Below are 17829 nucleotides of genomic sequence, written 5' to 3'. Positions count from 1 at the left end.
CTTGACAAAAGAACGCAATAAGAACATAACGGGGTCAGAACAGAACAGAGGTTCGACTCGGCGCAGAATCACCCCGGAACGGCGGTGATCCAAATGCGACGAACGGAACGATGTTTTCGACCGGGTGTTGCGAACCTTAACACAATGTTCGCATTTGCAGGGAAGGCGAGCGGGAAGATGAGCGGGATGATGATAGTGAGCTTCATGGTGTTCTCGGGGTCGTTCGCAGTCGCGACCGCGGTGATCCTGACGTCGATCGCACCGCAATGGTCGCGCATCGTCAGCCTGGCATCGGGCAATGTCGAGCCGGCCTTCGCCCCGCTGCAAACGCTAGCGCGCGCCGAGCGCCGCATCGCGGTCCGCCGCTGGTCTTCGACCGGCATGCCGCAGCCGTCGCAGCGCTGGAATGCCGCCGCCTGAACCTTGGCGGTGTGACCTGGGCGCCTGATCGACAGGCGCCTTACTGATCCGCGGGCGTGGCCGGCTTGTGGATTACACGGGGTCCACCTGGGGATCGCCCGCCCCGGGTTAGCAGTCCAGGGGCTCGATCGGCCGGATCAGAGACCCGGTTTGTTGGACGTCTCGCCGCTACGGACGCCGGCGCGCTGGCGGCGGACCCTGGCATAGCTGGCGATGCTGAACGGCATCGACACAATGTAGAGAAGGCAGATGAGGCTGAGCGTGTGCCAGGGGGCGCTGACGAGCGCGGCACCGAGCAGGACGACGAGCGCGATCGCCTCGAACCGGACGTTACGACGCAGCTTGAGCGAACTCCACGACCAGGTCGCGATACTCGACACCATCAGCAGCGCGACGAACGCGATCCAGGGTGCGACGAGATAGGGCGAGGCGAACAGCGGCTCGTCGGTCCAGAACCAGAAGAACATCGGCATGAGCGCGAGCCCTGCCCCGGCCGGCGCGGGCACACCGGTCAGGAAGCCTGCGGACTTGTGCGGCTGATGGCTTTCGTCGATCTTGGCGTTGAACCGGGCGAGCCGGAGCGCGCAGAACACGGCGAAGATCAGCGCGCAGATCCAGCCCATCCGCGGCAGCGCGGCGAGCGACCAGAGATAGACGATCAGCGCAGGGGCGACGCCGAAGGAGATCGCATCGGAGAGCGAATCGAGTTCCGCGCCGAACCGGCTCTCGCCGTGGAGCATGCGCGCGATCCGGCCGTCGAGCCCGTCGAGCACGCCTGCGACCATGATCATCGCGACCGCGCTTTCCCACTGGCCGCCGATCGCGAACCGGACGCCGCTGAGACCCGAACACAGGGCCAGTGCGGTGACCGCGTTCGGGGCTACCGCGCGCAGAGGCAGACCGCGGCGCGGCCGGCGCGCCCGCATCGCACGGCCCGCCGCCTGCGGCTCGTCGGCGCGGCTGGCGGATCCGTAAGACGTCCCGTCCCGACCGTTCACCGGACCATCATTCAAAGGACCATCATGCTCTGGTCGATCATTCGAAGGACCATCGATCGCAGGACCATCGATCACTGGGCAATGCCGCCGACGGGCACGCCGCCGACCCGGCCGAGCACGGTTTCGCCGGCAATGCTGCGCTGGCCGAGACAGACCTGGGGGACGACATGATCGGGGAGATAGACGTCGACACGGCTGCCGAATCGGATGAGCCCGATCCGCTGGCCGACCGCGACCATGTCGCCCGCCTTGACGAAGCCCAGGATGCGGCGCGCGACGAGCCCGGCGATCTGGGTGAAGCCGATCCGCATGCCGTTGCGATCCTCGACCACGAAATGCTGGCGCTCATTCTCCTCGGACGCCTTGTCGAGATCGGCGTTGAGGAACTTGCCCGAGATATAGACGACCTGGCGGATCGTGCCCGCGATCGGCGTGCGGTTGATGTGCACGTCGAACACCGACATGAAGATCGACACGCGCACCAGCGGGGCGTCGCCGAGACCATTCTCGCCGGCGAGTTCGCGCGGGATGGGCACGCGCTGGATCATCGTGATCAGCCCGTCGGCGGGGGCGACGATCAGCCCCTCGCCCTGCGGCGTGGTGCGGACGGGGTCGCGGAAGAAGGTCGCGACCCAGATCACGACGCCGACCATCGGCCAGAACAGCACATGGCTGAGCATCGTCAGCAGCAATGTGATGCCGGTCGCGATGGCGACGTATTTATAGCCTTCCGGATGGACTGCGGGAAATCGCCATTTGACCGTGGAGGTCGTGACGGGCGGCTTGTCGAGCGATGCCATAGCATGCGGGTCTATCCGTGCCGGACGCGCGATACAACGATGAACAGCCTTTTCCCGACAGGACCGGGAGTTGCGCGAGGTTGCTCGAGGTTGCCTCGGACGACATTCGGTCGTCGATCGGGGCGCGCCCGACGGTTGATCGGCGGGGCCGGCTCCCCTAGACGCTCCCCCAACCCCCTCCCCCGAAGGACGATATATGGCGAAGATCAAGGTTAAGAATCCGATCGTGGAGATCGACGGCGACGAGATGACCCGGATCATCTGGGAATGGATCCGCGAGCGCCTGATCAAGCCGTATCTCGACATCCAGCTCGATTATTACGATCTCGGCGTCGAGCATCGCGACGCGACCGACGACCAGGTGACGATCGACAGCGCGCTCGCCACGCAGAAGCACGGCGTCGCGGTCAAGTGCGCGACGATCACGCCCGACGAGCAGCGCGTGACCGAATTCGGCCTGAAGAAGATGTGGAAGTCGCCGAACGGCACGATCCGCAACATCCTGGGCGGGACGATCTTCCGCGAGCCGATCGTGATCAAGAACGTCCCCCGCCTGATCCCAGGCTGGACCCACCCGATCGTCGTCGGCCGCCATGCGTTCGGCGACCAGTATCGCGCGACCGATTTCCTCGTCCCCGGCCCCGGCAAGCTGCGCCTGGTGTTCGAAGGCGATGACGGCGCGACGATCGACCGCGAAGTGTTCCAGTTCCCGTCGGCGGGCGTCGCGATGGCGATGTACAACCTCGACGACTCGATCCGCGACTTCGCGCGTGCGTCGATGCATTACGGCCTGAACCTGAAATGGCCGGTGTACCTGTCGACCAAGAACACGATCCTGAAGGCCTATGACGGCCGCTTCAAGGACCTCTTCGCCGAGGTTTTCGAGAGCGAATTCAAGGACAAGTTCAAGGAAGCGGGCATCGTCTACGAGCATCGCCTGATCGACGACATGGTCGCGTCGGCGCTGAAGTGGAACGGCGAGTTCGTGTGGGCGTGCAAGAACTATGATGGCGACGTCCAGTCGGACCAGGTCGCACAAGGCTTCGGCTCGCTGGGTCTCATGACCTCGATCCTGCTGACCCCGGACGGCAAGACCGTCGAGGCCGAAGCCGCGCACGGCACGGTCACGCGTCACTTCCGCATGCACGAGCAGGGCAAGGCGACCTCGACCAACCCGATCGCGTCGATCTTCGCCTGGACCGGTGGCCTCAAGTATCGCGGCAAGTTCGACGATACGCCCGACGTGACGAAGTTCGCCGAGACGCTCGAGCGCGTCTGCGTCCAGACGGTCGAGAACGGCCACATGACCAAGGATCTCGCGATCCTGATCGGGCCGGACCAGCCCTGGATGACGACCGAGCAGTTCTTCGAGCAGNAACTGGGCGTGACGGACGGACCCTCCCGGAAACGGGAGGGGCCTTTTTTTTTGGGTGCGGGTTGGGTGGTGGCCGCCTTCCGTGACGCCGCGCGCTCGCGGCTCTGCGAGGCTCGACCGGCCTGGCGTCCAAGGCCCGCCCGGCTCTCCGGCTCCCCTGCTTTAGCTTTCCGGTCCTGGCCCTCTCCGCCGTCATCCTGACGAACGTCAGGACCCAGGGTTACGGGCGGTGCGCTGCTTGGCTCTGGATCCTGACTTTCGTCAGGATGACGGTTGGGGGATGAGGCGTGGGTGGTTGCCGAGTAGCGGGGCTTGGCTTTGCGCAGCTTCGTTTTGCGCTGGTTAATCGCTGCCTGCTCCGCGCCGCGCCCCCGCCGCGCCCCCGCCCCGGCCTGCTCTGAGCCCCGCCACCGCCGTCATCCTGACGAAAGTCAGGATCCAGGGTTACGGGCGGTGTGCTCCTTGGCTCTGGGCCCTGACTTTCGTCAGGATGACGGGTTGGGGTGGGGTTGGTGTTCCGTGCCCGGCATTGCCCGGCCCGGCTCGGCCCACCTCAGCCTAGCCCGGCGCGGCTCGCCCCCCCCCACGCCCGCCGCTCTCAGGAATGCGAACCGCACGGGCGGTGGGGCGGTATTATTCCCTGACGAATCGGGGAGGCGTCGCCTAAGGTCGGGGGATGGCATTACGGCTCGACAATCAGGGTTTCAGCGACACACTCGTCATTCTCGGGGCGGCGGGGCTGGTGATTCCGGCGTTTGCGCGGTTCCGGGTCAGTCCGGTGATCGGGTTCATCCTGGTCGGGCTGCTGGTCGGGCCGGCGGGGCTGGGTTCGCTCACCGGGGCGGTGCCGTGGCTCTATTACCTGACGATCTCCAATCCCGAAGCGATCGAGCCATTCGCCGAGTTCGGGATCATCCTGCTGCTGTTCTCGATCGGGCTCGAATTGTCCTTCCGACGGCTCTGGTCGATGAAGCGGCTGGTGTTCGGGACGGGGGCGGCCGAGCTGATCGGGTCGGCGATGATCATCGCGGTCGCGCTGCATTTCATCGGGCAGGGCTGGGCGGGTGCGATCGGCCTGGGCTTTGCGCTGGCGCTGTCGTCGACCGCGCTGGTGCTGCCGCTGGTCGGGACGACCGGCGCGGTCGGGCGCGGGGCGTTCGCGATGCTGCTGTTCGAGGATCTGGCGCTGGTGCCGCTGATCTTCGTGCTGGGCGCGCTCGCGCCGACCGCGACCGCGGACGGGTGGAGCAACCTGGCAGGCGTCGCCTTGCGCGGCGCGGCCACGGTGGTGGCGATGTATGTCGGCGGGCGGCTGATCCTGCCGCGGCTGTTCGGGCAGGCGGCGCGGACCAAGAGCCCCGAACTGTTCCTGGCGGCGTCGCTGCTGGTGGTGATCGTCGCGAGTGTCGCGACGACCGCGGCGGGGCTGTCGCCGATCGTCGGCGCGCTGCTCGCCGGGCTGCTGATCGCGGAGACCGAATATCACAGCGAGGTCGAGGTGATCACCGCGCCGTTCAAGGGGCTGGCGCTGGGCGTGTTCCTGATCACGGTGGGGATGAGCCTCGACCTGCGGCTGATCGCGCAGAACTGGCCGTCGCTGCTGCTCGCGGTGACGGGGGTGGTGGCGACCAAGGCGGTCGTGACGTTCCTGTTCCTGCGCGTCGCCAATTCGCGGCGCGGGGTGGCGGCGGAGACCGGGCTGCTGATGGGGAGCCCGTCCGAGACGACGCTGATCGTGCTGGCGACCGCGGCGCAGGCGCAGCTGATCCTGCCGTCGACCGCGAGCTTCTGGCAGACGGTGACTGCGATCGGGCTGACGATCACGCCGCTGCTCGCCAAGCTCGGGCGCACCGTGTCGCGTCAGCTGGAAAGCCGGTCGACCGCGGATGCGGGCGATGTCGAGATCGACGAGGAGGGTCCGGGGACGGTGGTGATCGGCTTCGGCCGGGTCGGGCGGATGGTCGCGGACATGCTCGCGGTGCACGGCCAGCGCTATGTCGCGGTCGAGGCGGATATTGATTCGGTCGAGGCCGCGCGGGCGCAGGGGCATCCGGTGCTGTTCGGCGACGTCGCGCGGCCCGAACTGGTCGACCGGCTGAAACTGGATACCGCCAAGGCGCTGATCCTGACGATGGACGACCCGGTGCTGACGGTGCGGCTGGCGCGGCGGGTGCGGCTGCTGGCGCCCAATTTGCCGATCGTCGCGCGCGCGCGCGACACCGCGCATGCCGCCGAGCTCTACCGCGCGGGCGTGACCGATGCGGTGCCGGAGACCTTGGAGAGCTCGCTGCAGCTGGCGGAGGCGGTGCTGGTCGACCTGGGCGTCGCGATGGGGCCGGTGATCGCGTCGATCCACGAGAAGCGCGACGAACTGCGGCAGGAGATCAAGGCGGCGGCGGACATGCTGGTCGAGCCGCGGGTCCGCAAGGCCAAGCGGACGCCGCGGAAGGTTTAGCGCGGGGCGTCAGGCGTCGGTGAGGGTGAAGTCCCTGAACCGTTCGCGCAGTGCGGTCTTCAGGAGTTTGCCCGTTGCGGTGTGGGGCAGTTCGTCGACGAAGACGATCGCGTCGGGGAGCCACCATTTGGCGACGTGCCGGGCCAGGTGATCGCGGATCGCGGTGTCGGTGACGGTGCTGCCGGGTTTGCGGACGACGATCAGCAGCGGCCGCTCGTCCCATTTGGGGTGGTGGATGCCAATCGCCGCGGCCTCCGCGACGCCGGGGCAGCCGATCGCGGCGTTTTCGAGATCGACCGAGCTGATCCATTCGCCGCCCGACTTGATGACGTCCTTCGACCGGTCGGTGATCTGCATCGTGCCGTCGGTGTGGAGCATCGCGACGTCGCCGGTGTCGAACCAGCCCTCCGCATCGACCGCGTCGCTGTCCGCGCCGAAATAGCGCTGCACCACCCAGGGGCCGCGGACCTGGAGCGAGCCGGCGATCGAGCCGTCGCGCGGCAGCACCTGCCCCTGATCGTCGACGATGCGCAGTTCGATGCCGAAGGGGACGCTGCCCTGTTTGGTGACGAGATCGAGCTTCTCGTCATGCGTCATCATGTCCCAGTGCGGCGGCGCGAAGCCCGCGGTGCCGATCGGCGAGGTCTCGGTCATGCCCCAGAGGTGCTTGACGGACGCGCCCATGCCCATGATCCGGTCGATCATCGCGCGCGGGGCCGCCGCGCCGCCGATCGTCACCAGCTTCAGATGCTCGGGCGTCTCGCCGGTCGCGTCGATATGCCCGAACAGCGCGAGCCAGACGGTCGGCACGCCCGCCGAATGCGTCACATGCTCCTGGTTCATCAGCCGGCACAGCACGCCCGGATCGTTGATCGCCGAATAGACCACCTTCGCCCCCGACAGCGCGCAGGCGAAGGGCAGCCCCCAGGCGGCGGCGTGGAACATCGGCACGACCGGCAGCACGACCGCGCTGGGGGACAGATCGAACACCCAGGGCGCGACCTCCGCCATCGCGTGGATCAGCGTCGAGCGGTGCGTGTAGAGCACGCCCTTGGGATTGCCGGTGGTGCCGCTGGTATAGCAGAGCATGCACGGATCGCGCTCCGACCCCTCGACCCAGGCATAGTCGCCATCCTGCTCGTCGAGCAGCGCGCGGAAGCCGTCGGGGCCGAGATCGTCGAAACAGACATAATGGCGGATGCTCGACCATTGCCCGCGCAGCCGGTCGACAATGGGCTGGAACGCCTTGTCGTAGAGAATGACCCGGTCTTCGGCGTGGTTGGCGATATAGACGAGCTGTTCGTCGAACAGCCGCGGGTTGATCGTGTGGATCACCCCGCCCATCCCGATCGTGCCGTACCAGGCGATCAGGTGGTGTGCGTGGTTCATCGCCAGCGTCGCGACCCGGTCGCCGGGACGGACGCCAAGCTTCTCAAGCGCTTGGGAGAGCTTCTTCGCGTCGCGTGCGATCCCGGACCAGTCGGTGCGGGTCTCGCGGCCGTCCGCCCAGTAGCTGACGATCTCGCGACGCCCATGCTCGCGCGCGGCATGGTCGATCAGCCGGGGGACGCGAAGCTCGAAGTCCTGCATTCCACCCAGCATTCCCGCTCTCCCAAGCATTTGGCCCAAGCCGTTATCCGACGAGAGCCAGCCGCGTTTCCGAGGTCTTGAGCTCCACCTTTGTCACACCGTGCAACGACTCGATGTGCTCTGCAAGCTCGCCGTCGAGCAGGAAATCGCGGCCGAGCAGGATGCTGACCTCGCCGTCCGGGAGCATCGCGCGGACGCGCACCTCGCCGCGCGCGCCGCGGTGATCGGCGAGCAAGGACGCGAGCCCGGCGAAGGCGGCCATGTCCGAGATGGTCACGACGACCTGGAAGCGCGCGATGTTGGCGAGCCCCTCGAACGGCTGGATCCGCTTGATGCTGACGCGCGGCGTGTCCTCGCCGGGCTTGCGGTCGAGCTCGACGGTGATGAGGCCGCAGCCGCCCGCCTTGGCGGCGTCCTCGAGATCCTTCGAGACCTGATCGTCGAAACAGGTCGCCATGAACTGGCCGCTGGCGTCCGAGCATTGCGCCATCATGAAGCGCTTGCCGCGTGCGGAGGTGCGATAGCGCGCATCCTCGACCAGCACCGCCATCGTCGCGCCGGCGCGGCTGCCATCGTCGGGAATGTTGAGCTCCGACAAGGCGGTATAGGCGCGCGCGCCGTGGCTGTTGGCGATGTGGCGGTGGCGGTCGACCGGGTGCGCGGAGAAGTAGAAGCCGAACGCCTCCTTCTCCTGATCCATCCGCTGGCTCAGCGTCCAGCGGACCGACGGCGGCAGCTTGATCGCGTCGCCCGCGGGTTCCGCGTCGCCGAACAGACCGCCCTGCCCGCTGGTCTTGGCGGCGTGGGTGCGTGCGGCGATCGCGAGGATCGTCTCGGCGGTGGCGTGGATGCCGGCGCGGTTGGGCTCGAGCCCGTCGAACGCGCCCGCGGCGGCGAGCGTTTCGAGCTGGCGCTTGTTGAGCAGGCGCGGGTCGACGCGCTTGGCGAGATCGTCGAGCCCGGCGAAGGGGCCGTTCTGGACGCGCTCGACGATGAGCTTCTCCATCGCGCCTTCGCCGACCGACTTGAGCGCGCCAAGCGCGTAGCGGACCGCGGGTTCGCCGTCCTTCACCTCGACGTCGAACTCGGCCTGGCTCGCGTTGATGCAGGGCGGCAGCGTGGCGATGCCGAGGCGGCGCATGTCGTCGGTGAAGATCGCGAGCTTGTCGGTCTGGTGCAGGTCGTAGCACATCGACGCGGCGAAGAATTCGTGCGGGTGGTGCGCCTTCAGCCACGCGGTCTGGTAGGCGAGCAGCGCATAGGCGGCGGCGTGGCTCTTGTTGAAGCCGTAGCCGGCGAACTTGTCGATCAAGTCGAACAGCTCGTTGGCCTTCGCCTTCGGGATATTGTTCACCTTGGCGCAGCCCTCGACGAAGATCGCGCGCTGTGCGTCCATCTCAGCCTTGATCTTCTTGCCCATCGCGCGGCGCAGCAGATCGGCGCCGCCGAGCGAGAAGCCCGCGAGGATCTGCGCGGCCTGCATGACCTGTTCCTGATAGACGAAGATCCCGTAGGTCTCCGACAGGATCGATTCGAGCGCGGGGTGCGGATATTCGATCGTCTCGGTGCCGTTCTTGCGCCGGCCGAACGACGGGATATTATCCATCGGGCCCGGTCGGTAGAGCGAGACGAGCGCGATGATGTCGCCGAAGTTGGACGGGCGGACCGCGGACAGCGTGCGGCGCATGCCCTCCGATTCGAGCTGGAACACGCCGACCGTGTCGCCCTTCTGGAGCAGCGCGTAGACGCCGGCATCGTCCCATTCGAGCGCGTCGAGATCGACCTTGATGCCGCGTTTGGCGAGCAGCTGCACGCCCTTCTGGAGCACCGAGAGCGTCTTGAGGCCGAGAAAGTCGAACTTCACGAGGCCCGCACCCTCGACATATTTCATGTCGAACTGCGTGACGGGCATGTCCGAACGCGGATCGCGATAGAGGGGTACGAGCTGGGCCAAGGGCCGGTCGCCGATCACCACGCCGGCGGCGTGCGTCGACGAGTGGCGCGGCAACCCCTCGAGCTTCATCGCCAGATCGAGCAGCTTTCGCACGCCATTGTCGTTAGCATATTCCTTGGCGAGTTCGCCAACGCCGTTCAGCGCGCGCTCCAGCGTCCAGGGATCGGTCGGGTGGTTGGGGACGAGCTTGGCGAGGCGGTCGATCTGGCCATAGCTCATCTGCAACACGCGGCCGGTGTCTTTCAGCACCGCGCGTGCCTTCAGCTTTCCGAAGGTGATGATCTGCGCGACCTGATCGCGGCCGTATTTCTCCTGGACGTAGCGGATCACCTCGCCGCGGCGGGTTTCGCAGAAGTCGATGTCGAAATCGGGCATCGACACGCGTTCGGGGTTCAGGAAGCGCTCGAACAGGAGCCCCAGCTTGATCGGGTCGAGATCGGTGATGGTCAGCGCCCAGGCGACGACCGAGCCTGCGCCCGAACCACGGCCGGGGCCGACCGGAATGTCGTGATCCTTCGCCCATTTGATGAAGTCGGCGACGATCAGGAAATAGCCCGGAAAGCCCATCTGGACGATCACGTCGACCTCGAAGGCGAGCCGCGCGCGATAGACGTCGCGCCAGCCGTCCTCGGCCTCTCCGTGCAGCTCGGTGATGCGTGCCAGACGCTTTTCGAGCCCGGCCTCGGCATCGTCACGGAGCAGTTTCGCCTCGCCCTCGATATCGCCGGCGAGGCTGGGGAGGATCGGCTTGCGGTAGGGCGCCATCACCGCGCAGCGCTGCGCGACGACGAGCGTGTTGGCGATCGCCTCGGGCAGGTCGGCGAACATCTCGTGCATCACCGGGGCGGGCTTCATCCACGCTTCGGGGCAGCTGCGGATGCGGTCCTCGGTCTCGACATAGGTCGAGTGCGCGATGCAGAGCATGGCGTCGTGCGCGTCGCCGAACGCGCTTTCGGTGAAGCAGCACGGGTTGGTCGCGACGAGCGGCAGGTTGCGCTCATAGGCGATGTCGATCAGCGCGTCCTCGGCGGCGATCTCGGTCGCGTCGCCGCGGCGTGAGAGCTCGATGTAGAGGCGGTCGCCGAACAGGTGCTGGAGGCGGTCGAGATAGGCGCGGGCGCGGTCGGGCTGGCCCTCCGCGAACAGCCGCGCGAGACCGCCCTCGCCGCCCGCGGTCAGTGCGATCAGCCCGTCGGCATGGCGCTCGAGCGCGGCGAAATCGACATGCGCGGGCATCTCGATCGGGCGGTCGAGATGCGCCATCGAGACGAGCGCGCAGAGGTTGTCATAGCCCGTCGCGTTCTGGGCGTAGAGCGCGATCCAGTCGAACGGGGTGGCGATGCCGTCGGGCATGTCGGGACGGCTGAGGCCGAGCATCACGCCGATGACGGGCTGGACGCCGTCCTTCTTGGCGGCGTCCGAATAGGCCATCGCGGCGTAGAGGCCGTTGCGGTCGGTCAGCGCGGCGGCGGGAAAGCCGAGCGCGCGCGCCTGCTTGGCGATCGCCTTGGGATCGATCGCGCCGTCGAGCATGGTGTAGCAGGAGAAGACGCGGAGCGGGACGTAACCGGAATGCATGGGTGAGAGGTAGGCGTTGCGGCGTGATTCGACCAGACGCGATGGCGGGGGGTGTGGGTTGGGACGCGATGAGTTGAGGTGGGGGGTTTGGTTTTTGGTTCGAGGCTGTTCTTCCGCGAAGGCGGGAGGCCAGTCTGGGCCCCCGCCTTCGCGGGGGAACATCCTTGTGGTGCGGGTGCTGCCTACAGTTACCACCCCGGCGGAGGCCGGGGCCCAGTTGGGGGACGTTGCTAACTGAGGTCTGCGCTTCGTTACTGTGGCCTTTCCAACTGGGCCCCGGCCTTCGCCGGGGTGGTAGGAAAGGAGGTGGGAGTCCGGGCGGGGTCCCTGCCTTTGCGGGGGAACAGTCTTTTGGTGAGGGTGCTGCCCAAAACTACCACCCCGGCGGAGGCCGGGGTCCAGTGGGGGGAGGTTGCTGACTGAGGTCTGCGCTTCGTTACTGTGGCCTTTCCAACTGGGCCCCGGCCTTCGCCGGGGTGGTGGCGCGAGCCGAAGTTCTAGAGCAGTTTTTCGATGTCGGTGCGGATGTCCGCGGGTTTGGTGGTGGGGGCGTAGCGGTCGACGACCTTGCCGTTGCGGTCGATCAGGAATTTGGTGAAGTTCCATTTGATCGCCTTCGAGCCGAGCACGCCGGGGGCGTCCGACTTCAGGCGGTCGAACAGCGGGTCCGCCTCGCCGCCGTTGACGTCGACTTTCGCAAAGACGGGGAAGGTCACGTCGTAGGTGAGCGTGCAGAAGTTCGCGATCTCCGCGGCGTCGCCGGGTTCCTGCGCGCCGAACTGGTTGCAGGGGAAGGCGAGAACCTCGAACCCGCGATCGGCATAGTCGCGGTGAAGCGCCTCGAGCCCCTCATATTGCGGGGTGAAGCCGCATTTCGAGGCGGTGTTGACGATCAGCAGCACCTTGCCGGCATAGGCCGCGAGCGACGCGGGGGTGCCGTTGGCGGCCTTCACGGTGAAGTCGGTGATGGTCATGCGCGGTCCTCGTGTCGGGCGAGCAGATAGGTCAGGTTCTGACGGACGCCCGGCCATTCGTGGCGAAGGATGCTGTAGACGATGGTGTCGCGCAAGCGGCCGTCGGCCATCACCTGGTGGCCGCGCAGCACGCCGTCGCGTTTCGCGCCGAGCCGCTCGATCGCGGCCTGTGAGCGCTTGTTGAGGCTGTCGGTGCGGATCTGGACACATTCGCAGCCGAGCGTGTCGAACGCGTGGGCGAGCAGCATCCGCTTGGCCTCGGTATTGACGCCGGTGCGCTGGACCGCGGTGGCGTAGAAGGTGCCGCCGATCTCAAGCCGCCGGTTGGCCGCGCTCATCCGCATGAAGCGCGTGCTGCCGCGGACGATGCCGTCCACCACCACCGCGAAGACCCGCGCGCGGCCAAAGTCCTGCTGCTCGAACGCCGCCGCGAGCCAGCGATCGGGCGCCTTCATCAGCGCGACATTGGCGTAGAACAGGTCCCAGAGATCATCCGCAGACGCGGCGGCGACCAGCGCATCCTTGTCCGCCGCGACCAGCGGGCGGAGCGTGACGTGACGCCCGACGAGCGTCGGTGTCGCGTTCCAGCTCATGCCCCGTTGCTCATGCCAGCCGGCCTTCGTGCAGCCGGAACACGCGGTCCATCCGCGCGGCGAGCCGCTCGTTGTGAGTCGCGACCAGCGCCGCGGTGCCCTGTTCGCGGACCAGCCGGACGAATTCGGCGAAGACGATGTCGGCGGTATGCTCGTCGAGATTGCCGGTCGGCTCGTCCGCCAGCACCAGCGCGGGCTTGTTGGCGAGCGCGCGGGCGACCGCGACGCGCTGCTGCTCGCCGCCCGAGAGCTGGCTTGGGCGGTGCGTGAGGCGGTGGCCGAGCCCGAGCTGGGTCAGGAGTTCGGCCGCGCGCGCATCCGCCTGTGCGCGCGTCGCGCCGTGGACGAGCTGCGGCAGGACGACATTCTCGGTCGCGTTGAAATCGGGGAGGAGGTGATGGAACTGATAGACGAAGCCGAGGCTGTCGCGGCGCACCACGGTGCGCTCGTGCGCGTTGAGCTTCGACGCCTCGGTACCGGCGATCTTGATCGATCCCTGGAACCCGCCCTCGAGCAGCCCGACCGCCTGGAGCAGCGTCGACTTGCCCGAGCCCGACGGGCCGAGCAGCGCGACGATCTCGCCCGGTGCGATTCCGAGGTCGATGCCGCGCAGCACGTCGATCGTCGCGCCACCCTGCGTGAAGCTTTTGGTCAGACCGCTGGTCTGCAGGACATAGTCGTACGCCTGCGCGCTGCGTCGCTCGATCGGAAGGCCATTATTCATAACGCAGCACCTGCACGGGGTCGGTACTCGCCGCCTTCCAGGCCGGATAGAGCGTGGCAAGGAAGCTGAAGATCAGCGCCATCAGCGCGATCACGATGATCTCGACCGGATCGGTCTTCGACGGGAGTTCGGTCAGATAGCGGATCGAGGGATCCCACAGATTCTGCCCCGTCACGAGCTGGACGAAGTTCACGACGCCCTGCCGGTAGAACAGGAAGACGAAGCCGAGCCCGAGCCCGGCGAGCGTGCCGAGCGCGCCGATCGTCGTGCCGACGACGATGAAGATCCGCATCAGCCCCCCGCGCGTCGCGCCCATCGTCCGCAGGATCGCGATGTCGCGCGTCTTGGCGCGGACCAGCATGATCAGCGAGGACAGGATGTTGAAGACCGCGACGAGGATGATGATCGACAGCACGGTGAACATCGCGACGCGTTCGACCGCCAAGGCCTCGAACAGCTGGGCGTTCATCGTCCGCCAGTCCTGGATGACCGCGCGGCCGCCGATCTTCTCGGCGAGCGGCCGCAGGATCTCGCCGACCTTGTCCGCATCGACGGTCTTCAGCTCGACCATGCCCGCGGCGTCGCCCATCAGGAGGAGCGTCTGCGCATCCTCGATCGGCATGATGATATACGCCTTGTCATAGTCGTAGACGCCGATCTCGAAGATCGCGCCGACCTTGTAGCTTACGATGCGGGGGACGGTGCCGAACGGCGTGGTCTGGCCCTGCGGGCTGAACAGCGAGATGTCCGAGCCGACCTGCGCACCGAGCGACTCGGCGAGCCGCGAGCCGATCGCGATCCGGCCGGAGCCTTGCGTGATCGACTGGAGCGACCCCATCAGCACCTTGTCCTGGATCGTCGAGTTGCGGCGGATGTCGTCGACGCGCATCCCGCGGACGAGAACCGCCTCCGCGCGGCCGTTATAGGTGGCAGCGAGCGGCTGTTCGATCAGCGGTACCGCGCTGGTGACGCCGGGGGTGGCGCGCGCCTGTGCGACGATCTCGCGCCAGTCGGGCATCCGGCCGCCGAGCGGCTGGACCACCGCATGGCCGTTGAGCCCGACGATCTTGTCGAACAGCTCGGCGCGGAAGCCGTTCATCACGCTCATCACGATGACGAGCGCGGCGACGCCGAGCATGACGGCGACCAGGCTGATCGAGGCGACGAGGAAGATGAACGCCTCGCCCTTGCCCGGCAGCAGATAGCGCCGGGCGATCATCCGTTCATAGCGTGACAGGATCATGGGTGCGGGGGTTCGATCGTTATAAGAGATGTCCATCGGCTCTAGGACGCGGCCCCGCGCGAGGCAACCATGGCCGCGTCTGGATTGGTCTGTTGCGGATTCGACACAGCCCCCTGCCAATCGTGTGGCGCGCCCCGCAAACAGGGTGACAAACACCACGCAATTACTTAGCAAAAACCTCGCTGAGACACAGGCAACGGCCGTGGTTCGGGGAATGCTTTGACGCCGCACCGAAGGTGCAGAGCGGAAGCGACAAAATGGGGGCTGACGAGCGATCGTCACGCAGGCGCCCGGATCGGAAACGGTCCGGGCGTTTGCTTGTCCGGGCCATTTTCCTTACAACGAATACACTATTCGCCGTTCCCGGAACCCCCGAAGTGCAACAGGCACCGGACGAAGAGTGGGAGCTTCCAATTCTCACCCTTCGCCCGGATCTCTCTTTATAGCAGATAGAGTAGAGCAGCGTTTGTGAACCGTATCAGAACGAGCGCGAGATCGTGACGCCGTAGGTGCGCGGATCGCCCGGCTGGCCGACGACCAGCCCCGTGCTACCCGATTGCAGCGCGAGCAATTCGTAATAATCCTTGGCGAAGACATTGCGGACCCAGGCGAAGACGTTCAGCCGGTCCTCGCCGCGGAAGCCCAGCCGGACATTGCCGAGCGCATAGCCCTTGATGTCGGTATAGGCCGAGGCGGACGGGTTGGACGAGAAGGTCGAGCGGTAGCTGCCGTCATAGCCCAGATACACCTGGCCATCGAGACCGCCGATCCGCGCGGGCAGGTCGTATTCGGCGCCGTAGGAAAAGGCCCATTTCGAGATGCCCGGCAGGCGCTGGCCCGAAATGTCGCAGTTTGCGGGGCTGATCCCGCCCGGGGTCCCTGCCGGGCTTGGGCTCTGGCCAGCGGTCGCGGTGGTGCCGCCCGACAGCTCGGGCGGGCATGGCGCATCGACGAAGCGGACATATTTGGCGTCGGTATAGGCGCCGTTGACGTAGAGGTTGAAGCGCGCGGTCGGGCGGAACGCCGAGTCGAATTCGAACCCGCGCGTCCGCACCTTGCCCGCATTCGCCAGATAGCCGCGCAGCACGCCGAGCTGGCCGTTGGTGACGGTCGCCTGGTAATCGTTGATCTCGGTCCAGAAGCCCGCGAGGTTGAGCGTCACGCGGCGGTCGAGAAACTGGGTCTTGAGGCCGAGTTCGTAATGGTTGACCGTCTCGGGCTTGACCGTCGCCGAGGCGAGGATCGGGTTGTTCGCGCCGTCGAGCGGGAGCCCGGACAGGTTGATGCCGCCCGATTTGTAGCTGCGCGCATAGGTCGCATAGGCGTGGATGTCGGGCGCGACGTCATAGGCGAGCGTCGCGTCGCCCGACACGTTCCAGTCGTCGAAGGCGGGGGTGTAGACCTGGGGCGCGAGCGTGCTGCACCGGTCGCGCGTGACCGAACTGGCCGCCTGCGCGGTGGTCGAACAGTTGAGTACAGCCCCCGCCCCCGTCGTCACGACCGAGACATAGGAGCCGGTCTTCCTGTCGTAATTGACGCGCAGGCCGGGGGCGAAGGACAGATTGTCGGCGATGTGCCACGTCACCTTGCCGAATCCGGCCGCCGACGTGTTCTTGAAGCCGATCGTGTTGGTCGCGGTCAGGCCGTCGAGTACCGCGGGGTTGGATGCGTTCGCGCTGGTCGGGTTGAGCAGGTAGCGGCTGGCGGCGGCGCCCTGGACCTGCAGCCCCTGCGTGTCGATCGTCTGGTGGAAGTAGAACAGCCCGGCGACGTAATCGACCGTGTTGCGGCCGTTCGACGAGAGGCGGACCTCCTGGCTGACCTGTTCCTGCTGCGACGGGTTGGCGGAGACCGAGGTGATCGGCAGGCCGATGAAGTCGCGGTCGTTCGACGGCTTCCAGTCCCAGATGCGCCATGCCGAGACCGAGGTCAGCGATACTGGTCCGAGATCCCATTCGGCGAGCAGCGCGGCGCCGCCCAGCTCCTGCCGCGCGCGCAGCGGGGTGTCGAGATCCGTCACGCGGTCGAACGCGTCGCGCGACGGCGGGGTGTAGTTGAGCGCGGCGGCGAGCGCGTCATATTGCCGCGACACGGGCCGCTGCGTGGTGCCGACGCGTGCGAAGATCTGCGCGCAACAATCGGGGTTCTGGTGATTATAGTCGCCCGACAGCGTGAGATCGAGATTGCCGGTCGCGTGCCAGAAGAGCTGGCCGCGCAGGCTCTGATTGTCCTGCGCGTTGACGTCCTTGCCGGTGCGGAGATTGCGGATCGTGCCGTCGCGCCGGGTGATCGACGAGGACAGCCGGATCGCGAGCCGGTCGTCGACGAGCGGGCCCGACACCGACGCCTTGGCCTGGACGAAGCGAAGATTGCCGGTGGTGAGCTCGATCCGCGCCTCGGGGGTGAAGCTGGGCTTGCGCGTGTAGATGTTGATCGCGCCCGCGGTGGTGTTCTTGCCGTAGAGCGTGCCCTGCGGCCCGCGCAGGATCTCGATCCGTTCGGTGTCGGTGAAGTCGAACGTCGCCGAGGCGATGCGGCTGTAATAGACCTGGTCGACATAGATGCCGACGCCCTGTTCGATGCCGTCATTGGTGAGGCCGAACGGCGCGCCGAGCCCGCGGATGTTGGCGGCGGAGTTGCGCGGGTTGGTCGAGTAGAATTGCAGCGTCGGCTGAAACTGCGTGATGCGGTTGACGTTGTACGCGCCGGTGTCGGCGATCGCCTGGCCGCCGATCACCGACATCGCGATCGGCACGCTCTGGATCGTCTCGGCGCGGCGGCGTGCGGTGACGACGATGTCTCCCCCGCCCTGCTGTGCCGCGCCGACCCGGCCGGTGTCGCGCTGTGTGTCCTGCGGCGCGGGTGCGGCCTGATCGGCGGGTGTGGGCAGCGGTGATGCGGCCGCCTGCGCAGCGACCAGCATCGCGAAAATATGGGCCATGATCGTCTCCCTTGAACCTTGGCGCTAAAAGTCCATTGATTTGGTGGGAGTTCAATCGGGAACGGCTTTGCAGGGGCAAAGCTGCGCTATCAGGAGCCTGGAGAAAATCTTGGCGGTGCGATCTTGAAGGTTTTTGCGGGGTGACCAGATCACTGCCGCACGGCGCCTGATGGGCCGTGTGCCC

11 protein-coding genes and 1 pseudogene are annotated in these 17829 nt (G+C 66.8%); 3 read left to right on the top strand and 9 right to left on the bottom strand.

Going from position 1 to position 17829, the window contains the following annotated elements:
- The first annotated feature begins 186 nt into the window (after nucleotides 1–186).
- Nucleotides 187–420, top strand: a complete 234-nt coding sequence (locus IFT54_RS07755) for a hypothetical protein (RefSeq protein ID WP_197975102.1) — start codon at nucleotides 187–189, stop codon at nucleotides 418–420.
- Between the two features lie 137 nt (nucleotides 421–557).
- Here the strand turns inward: IFT54_RS07755 and pssA are convergent, their stop codons facing one another.
- Both pssA and IFT54_RS07745 read right to left on the bottom strand, forming a co-directional pair.
- Nucleotides 558–1346 carry a CDP-diacylglycerol--serine O-phosphatidyltransferase gene (gene pssA / locus IFT54_RS07750; protein WP_192070180.1) on the bottom strand — a complete coding sequence of 263 codons (789 nt, stop codon included), beginning with the start codon at nucleotides 1344–1346 and terminating at the stop codon, nucleotides 558–560.
- A gap of 143 nt (nucleotides 1347–1489) precedes the next feature.
- On the bottom strand, nucleotides 1490–2218 hold the full coding sequence (locus IFT54_RS07745) for a phosphatidylserine decarboxylase (RefSeq protein ID WP_031440639.1): 729 nt from the start codon (nucleotides 2216–2218) through the stop codon (nucleotides 1490–1492).
- 196 nt (nucleotides 2219–2414) lie between these two features.
- Between IFT54_RS07745 and IFT54_RS07740 the strand changes: the two are divergent.
- Together IFT54_RS07740 and IFT54_RS07735 are read left to right on the top strand one after the other, a co-directional pair.
- A pseudogene (locus tag IFT54_RS07740) lies at nucleotides 2415–3593 on the top strand (NADP-dependent isocitrate dehydrogenase); the annotation flags it as partial.
- A 676-nt stretch (nucleotides 3594–4269) separates the two neighbouring features.
- A complete protein-coding gene (locus IFT54_RS07735) occupies nucleotides 4270–6048 on the top strand; it encodes a cation:proton antiporter domain-containing protein (RefSeq protein ID WP_183935411.1) in 1779 nt (592 codons plus the stop codon).
- A 9-nt stretch (nucleotides 6049–6057) separates the two neighbouring features.
- Here the strand turns inward: IFT54_RS07735 and IFT54_RS07730 are convergent, their stop codons facing one another.
- The 7 genes from IFT54_RS07730 to IFT54_RS07700 all read right to left on the bottom strand — a co-directional run bounded on the left by IFT54_RS07730 (nucleotide 6058) and on the right by IFT54_RS07700 (nucleotide 17645).
- On the bottom strand, nucleotides 6058–7650 hold the full coding sequence (locus IFT54_RS07730) for a long-chain fatty acid--CoA ligase (protein WP_192070124.1): 1593 nt from the start codon (nucleotides 7648–7650) through the stop codon (nucleotides 6058–6060).
- Nucleotides 7651–7681: 31 nt separating this feature from the next.
- On the bottom strand, nucleotides 7682–11170 hold the full coding sequence (dnaE, locus tag IFT54_RS07725) for a DNA polymerase III subunit alpha (RefSeq protein ID WP_192070123.1): 3489 nt from the start codon (nucleotides 11168–11170) through the stop codon (nucleotides 7682–7684).
- 497 nt (nucleotides 11171–11667) lie between these two features.
- A complete protein-coding gene (locus IFT54_RS07720) occupies nucleotides 11668–12144 on the bottom strand; it encodes a glutathione peroxidase (protein ID WP_192070122.1) in 477 nt (158 codons plus the stop codon).
- Entirely contained in the window at nucleotides 12141–12737 is a 597-nt protein-coding gene (locus IFT54_RS07715) for a GNAT family N-acetyltransferase (protein WP_192070121.1), read from the bottom strand. The genes IFT54_RS07720 and IFT54_RS07715 overlap by 4 nt, the downstream gene beginning before the upstream one ends.
- 10 nt (nucleotides 12738–12747) lie before the next feature.
- Nucleotides 12748–13461, bottom strand: coding sequence for an ABC transporter ATP-binding protein (locus tag IFT54_RS07710; protein ID WP_042467156.1), 714 nt, complete (start codon nucleotides 13459–13461; stop codon nucleotides 12748–12750).
- On the bottom strand, nucleotides 13454–14704 hold the full coding sequence (locus tag IFT54_RS07705; RefSeq protein ID WP_031396032.1) for a lipoprotein-releasing ABC transporter permease subunit: 1251 nt from the start codon (nucleotides 14702–14704) through the stop codon (nucleotides 13454–13456). Before IFT54_RS07705 ends, IFT54_RS07710 begins: the two co-directional genes overlap by 8 nt.
- A 478-nt stretch (nucleotides 14705–15182) precedes the next feature.
- Nucleotides 15183–17645 carry a TonB-dependent receptor gene (locus tag IFT54_RS07700; RefSeq protein WP_192070120.1) on the bottom strand — a complete coding sequence of 821 codons (2463 nt, stop codon included), beginning with the start codon at nucleotides 17643–17645 and terminating at the stop codon, nucleotides 15183–15185.
- Nucleotides 17646–17829 lie beyond the last annotated feature (184 nt).

The organism is Sphingomonas sp. CFBP 13714 (genome assembly GCF_014842205.1).
GTDB lineage: Bacteria > Pseudomonadota > Alphaproteobacteria > Sphingomonadales > Sphingomonadaceae > Sphingomonas > Sphingomonas aerolata.
The sequence above is the reverse complement of the archived record's forward strand: the minus strand, read 5'-3'. Positions and strand labels throughout refer to the sequence as shown.

Excerpts from the sequence above, each read along its gene's own strand:
- IFT54_RS07755 (WP_197975102.1), top strand. The coding sequence starts at position 187 with ATGATGATAGTGAGCTTCATGGTGTTCTCGGGGTCGTTCGCAGTCGCG.
- pssA (WP_192070180.1), bottom strand. The coding sequence starts at position 1,346 with ATGCGGGCGCGCCGGCCGCGCCGCGGTCTGCCTCTGCGCGCGGTAGCC.
- IFT54_RS07745 (WP_031440639.1), bottom strand. The coding sequence starts at position 2,218 with ATGGCATCGCTCGACAAGCCGCCCGTCACGACCTCCACGGTCAAATGG.
- IFT54_RS07735 (WP_183935411.1), top strand. The coding sequence starts at position 4,270 with ATGGCATTACGGCTCGACAATCAGGGTTTCAGCGACACACTCGTCATT.
- IFT54_RS07730 (WP_192070124.1), bottom strand. The coding sequence starts at position 7,650 with ATGCTGGGTGGAATGCAGGACTTCGAGCTTCGCGTCCCCCGGCTGATC.
- dnaE (WP_192070123.1), bottom strand. The coding sequence starts at position 11,170 with ATGCATTCCGGTTACGTCCCGCTCCGCGTCTTCTCCTGCTACACCATG.
- IFT54_RS07720 (WP_192070122.1), bottom strand. The coding sequence starts at position 12,144 with ATGACCATCACCGACTTCACCGTGAAGGCCGCCAACGGCACCCCCGCG.
- IFT54_RS07715 (WP_192070121.1), bottom strand. The coding sequence starts at position 12,737 with ATGAGCTGGAACGCGACACCGACGCTCGTCGGGCGTCACGTCACGCTC.
- IFT54_RS07710 (WP_042467156.1), bottom strand. The coding sequence starts at position 13,461 with ATGAATAATGGCCTTCCGATCGAGCGACGCAGCGCGCAGGCGTACGAC.
- IFT54_RS07705 (WP_031396032.1), bottom strand. The coding sequence starts at position 14,704 with ATGATCCTGTCACGCTATGAACGGATGATCGCCCGGCGCTATCTGCTG.
- IFT54_RS07700 (WP_192070120.1), bottom strand. The coding sequence starts at position 17,645 with ATGGCCCATATTTTCGCGATGCTGGTCGCTGCGCAGGCGGCCGCATCA.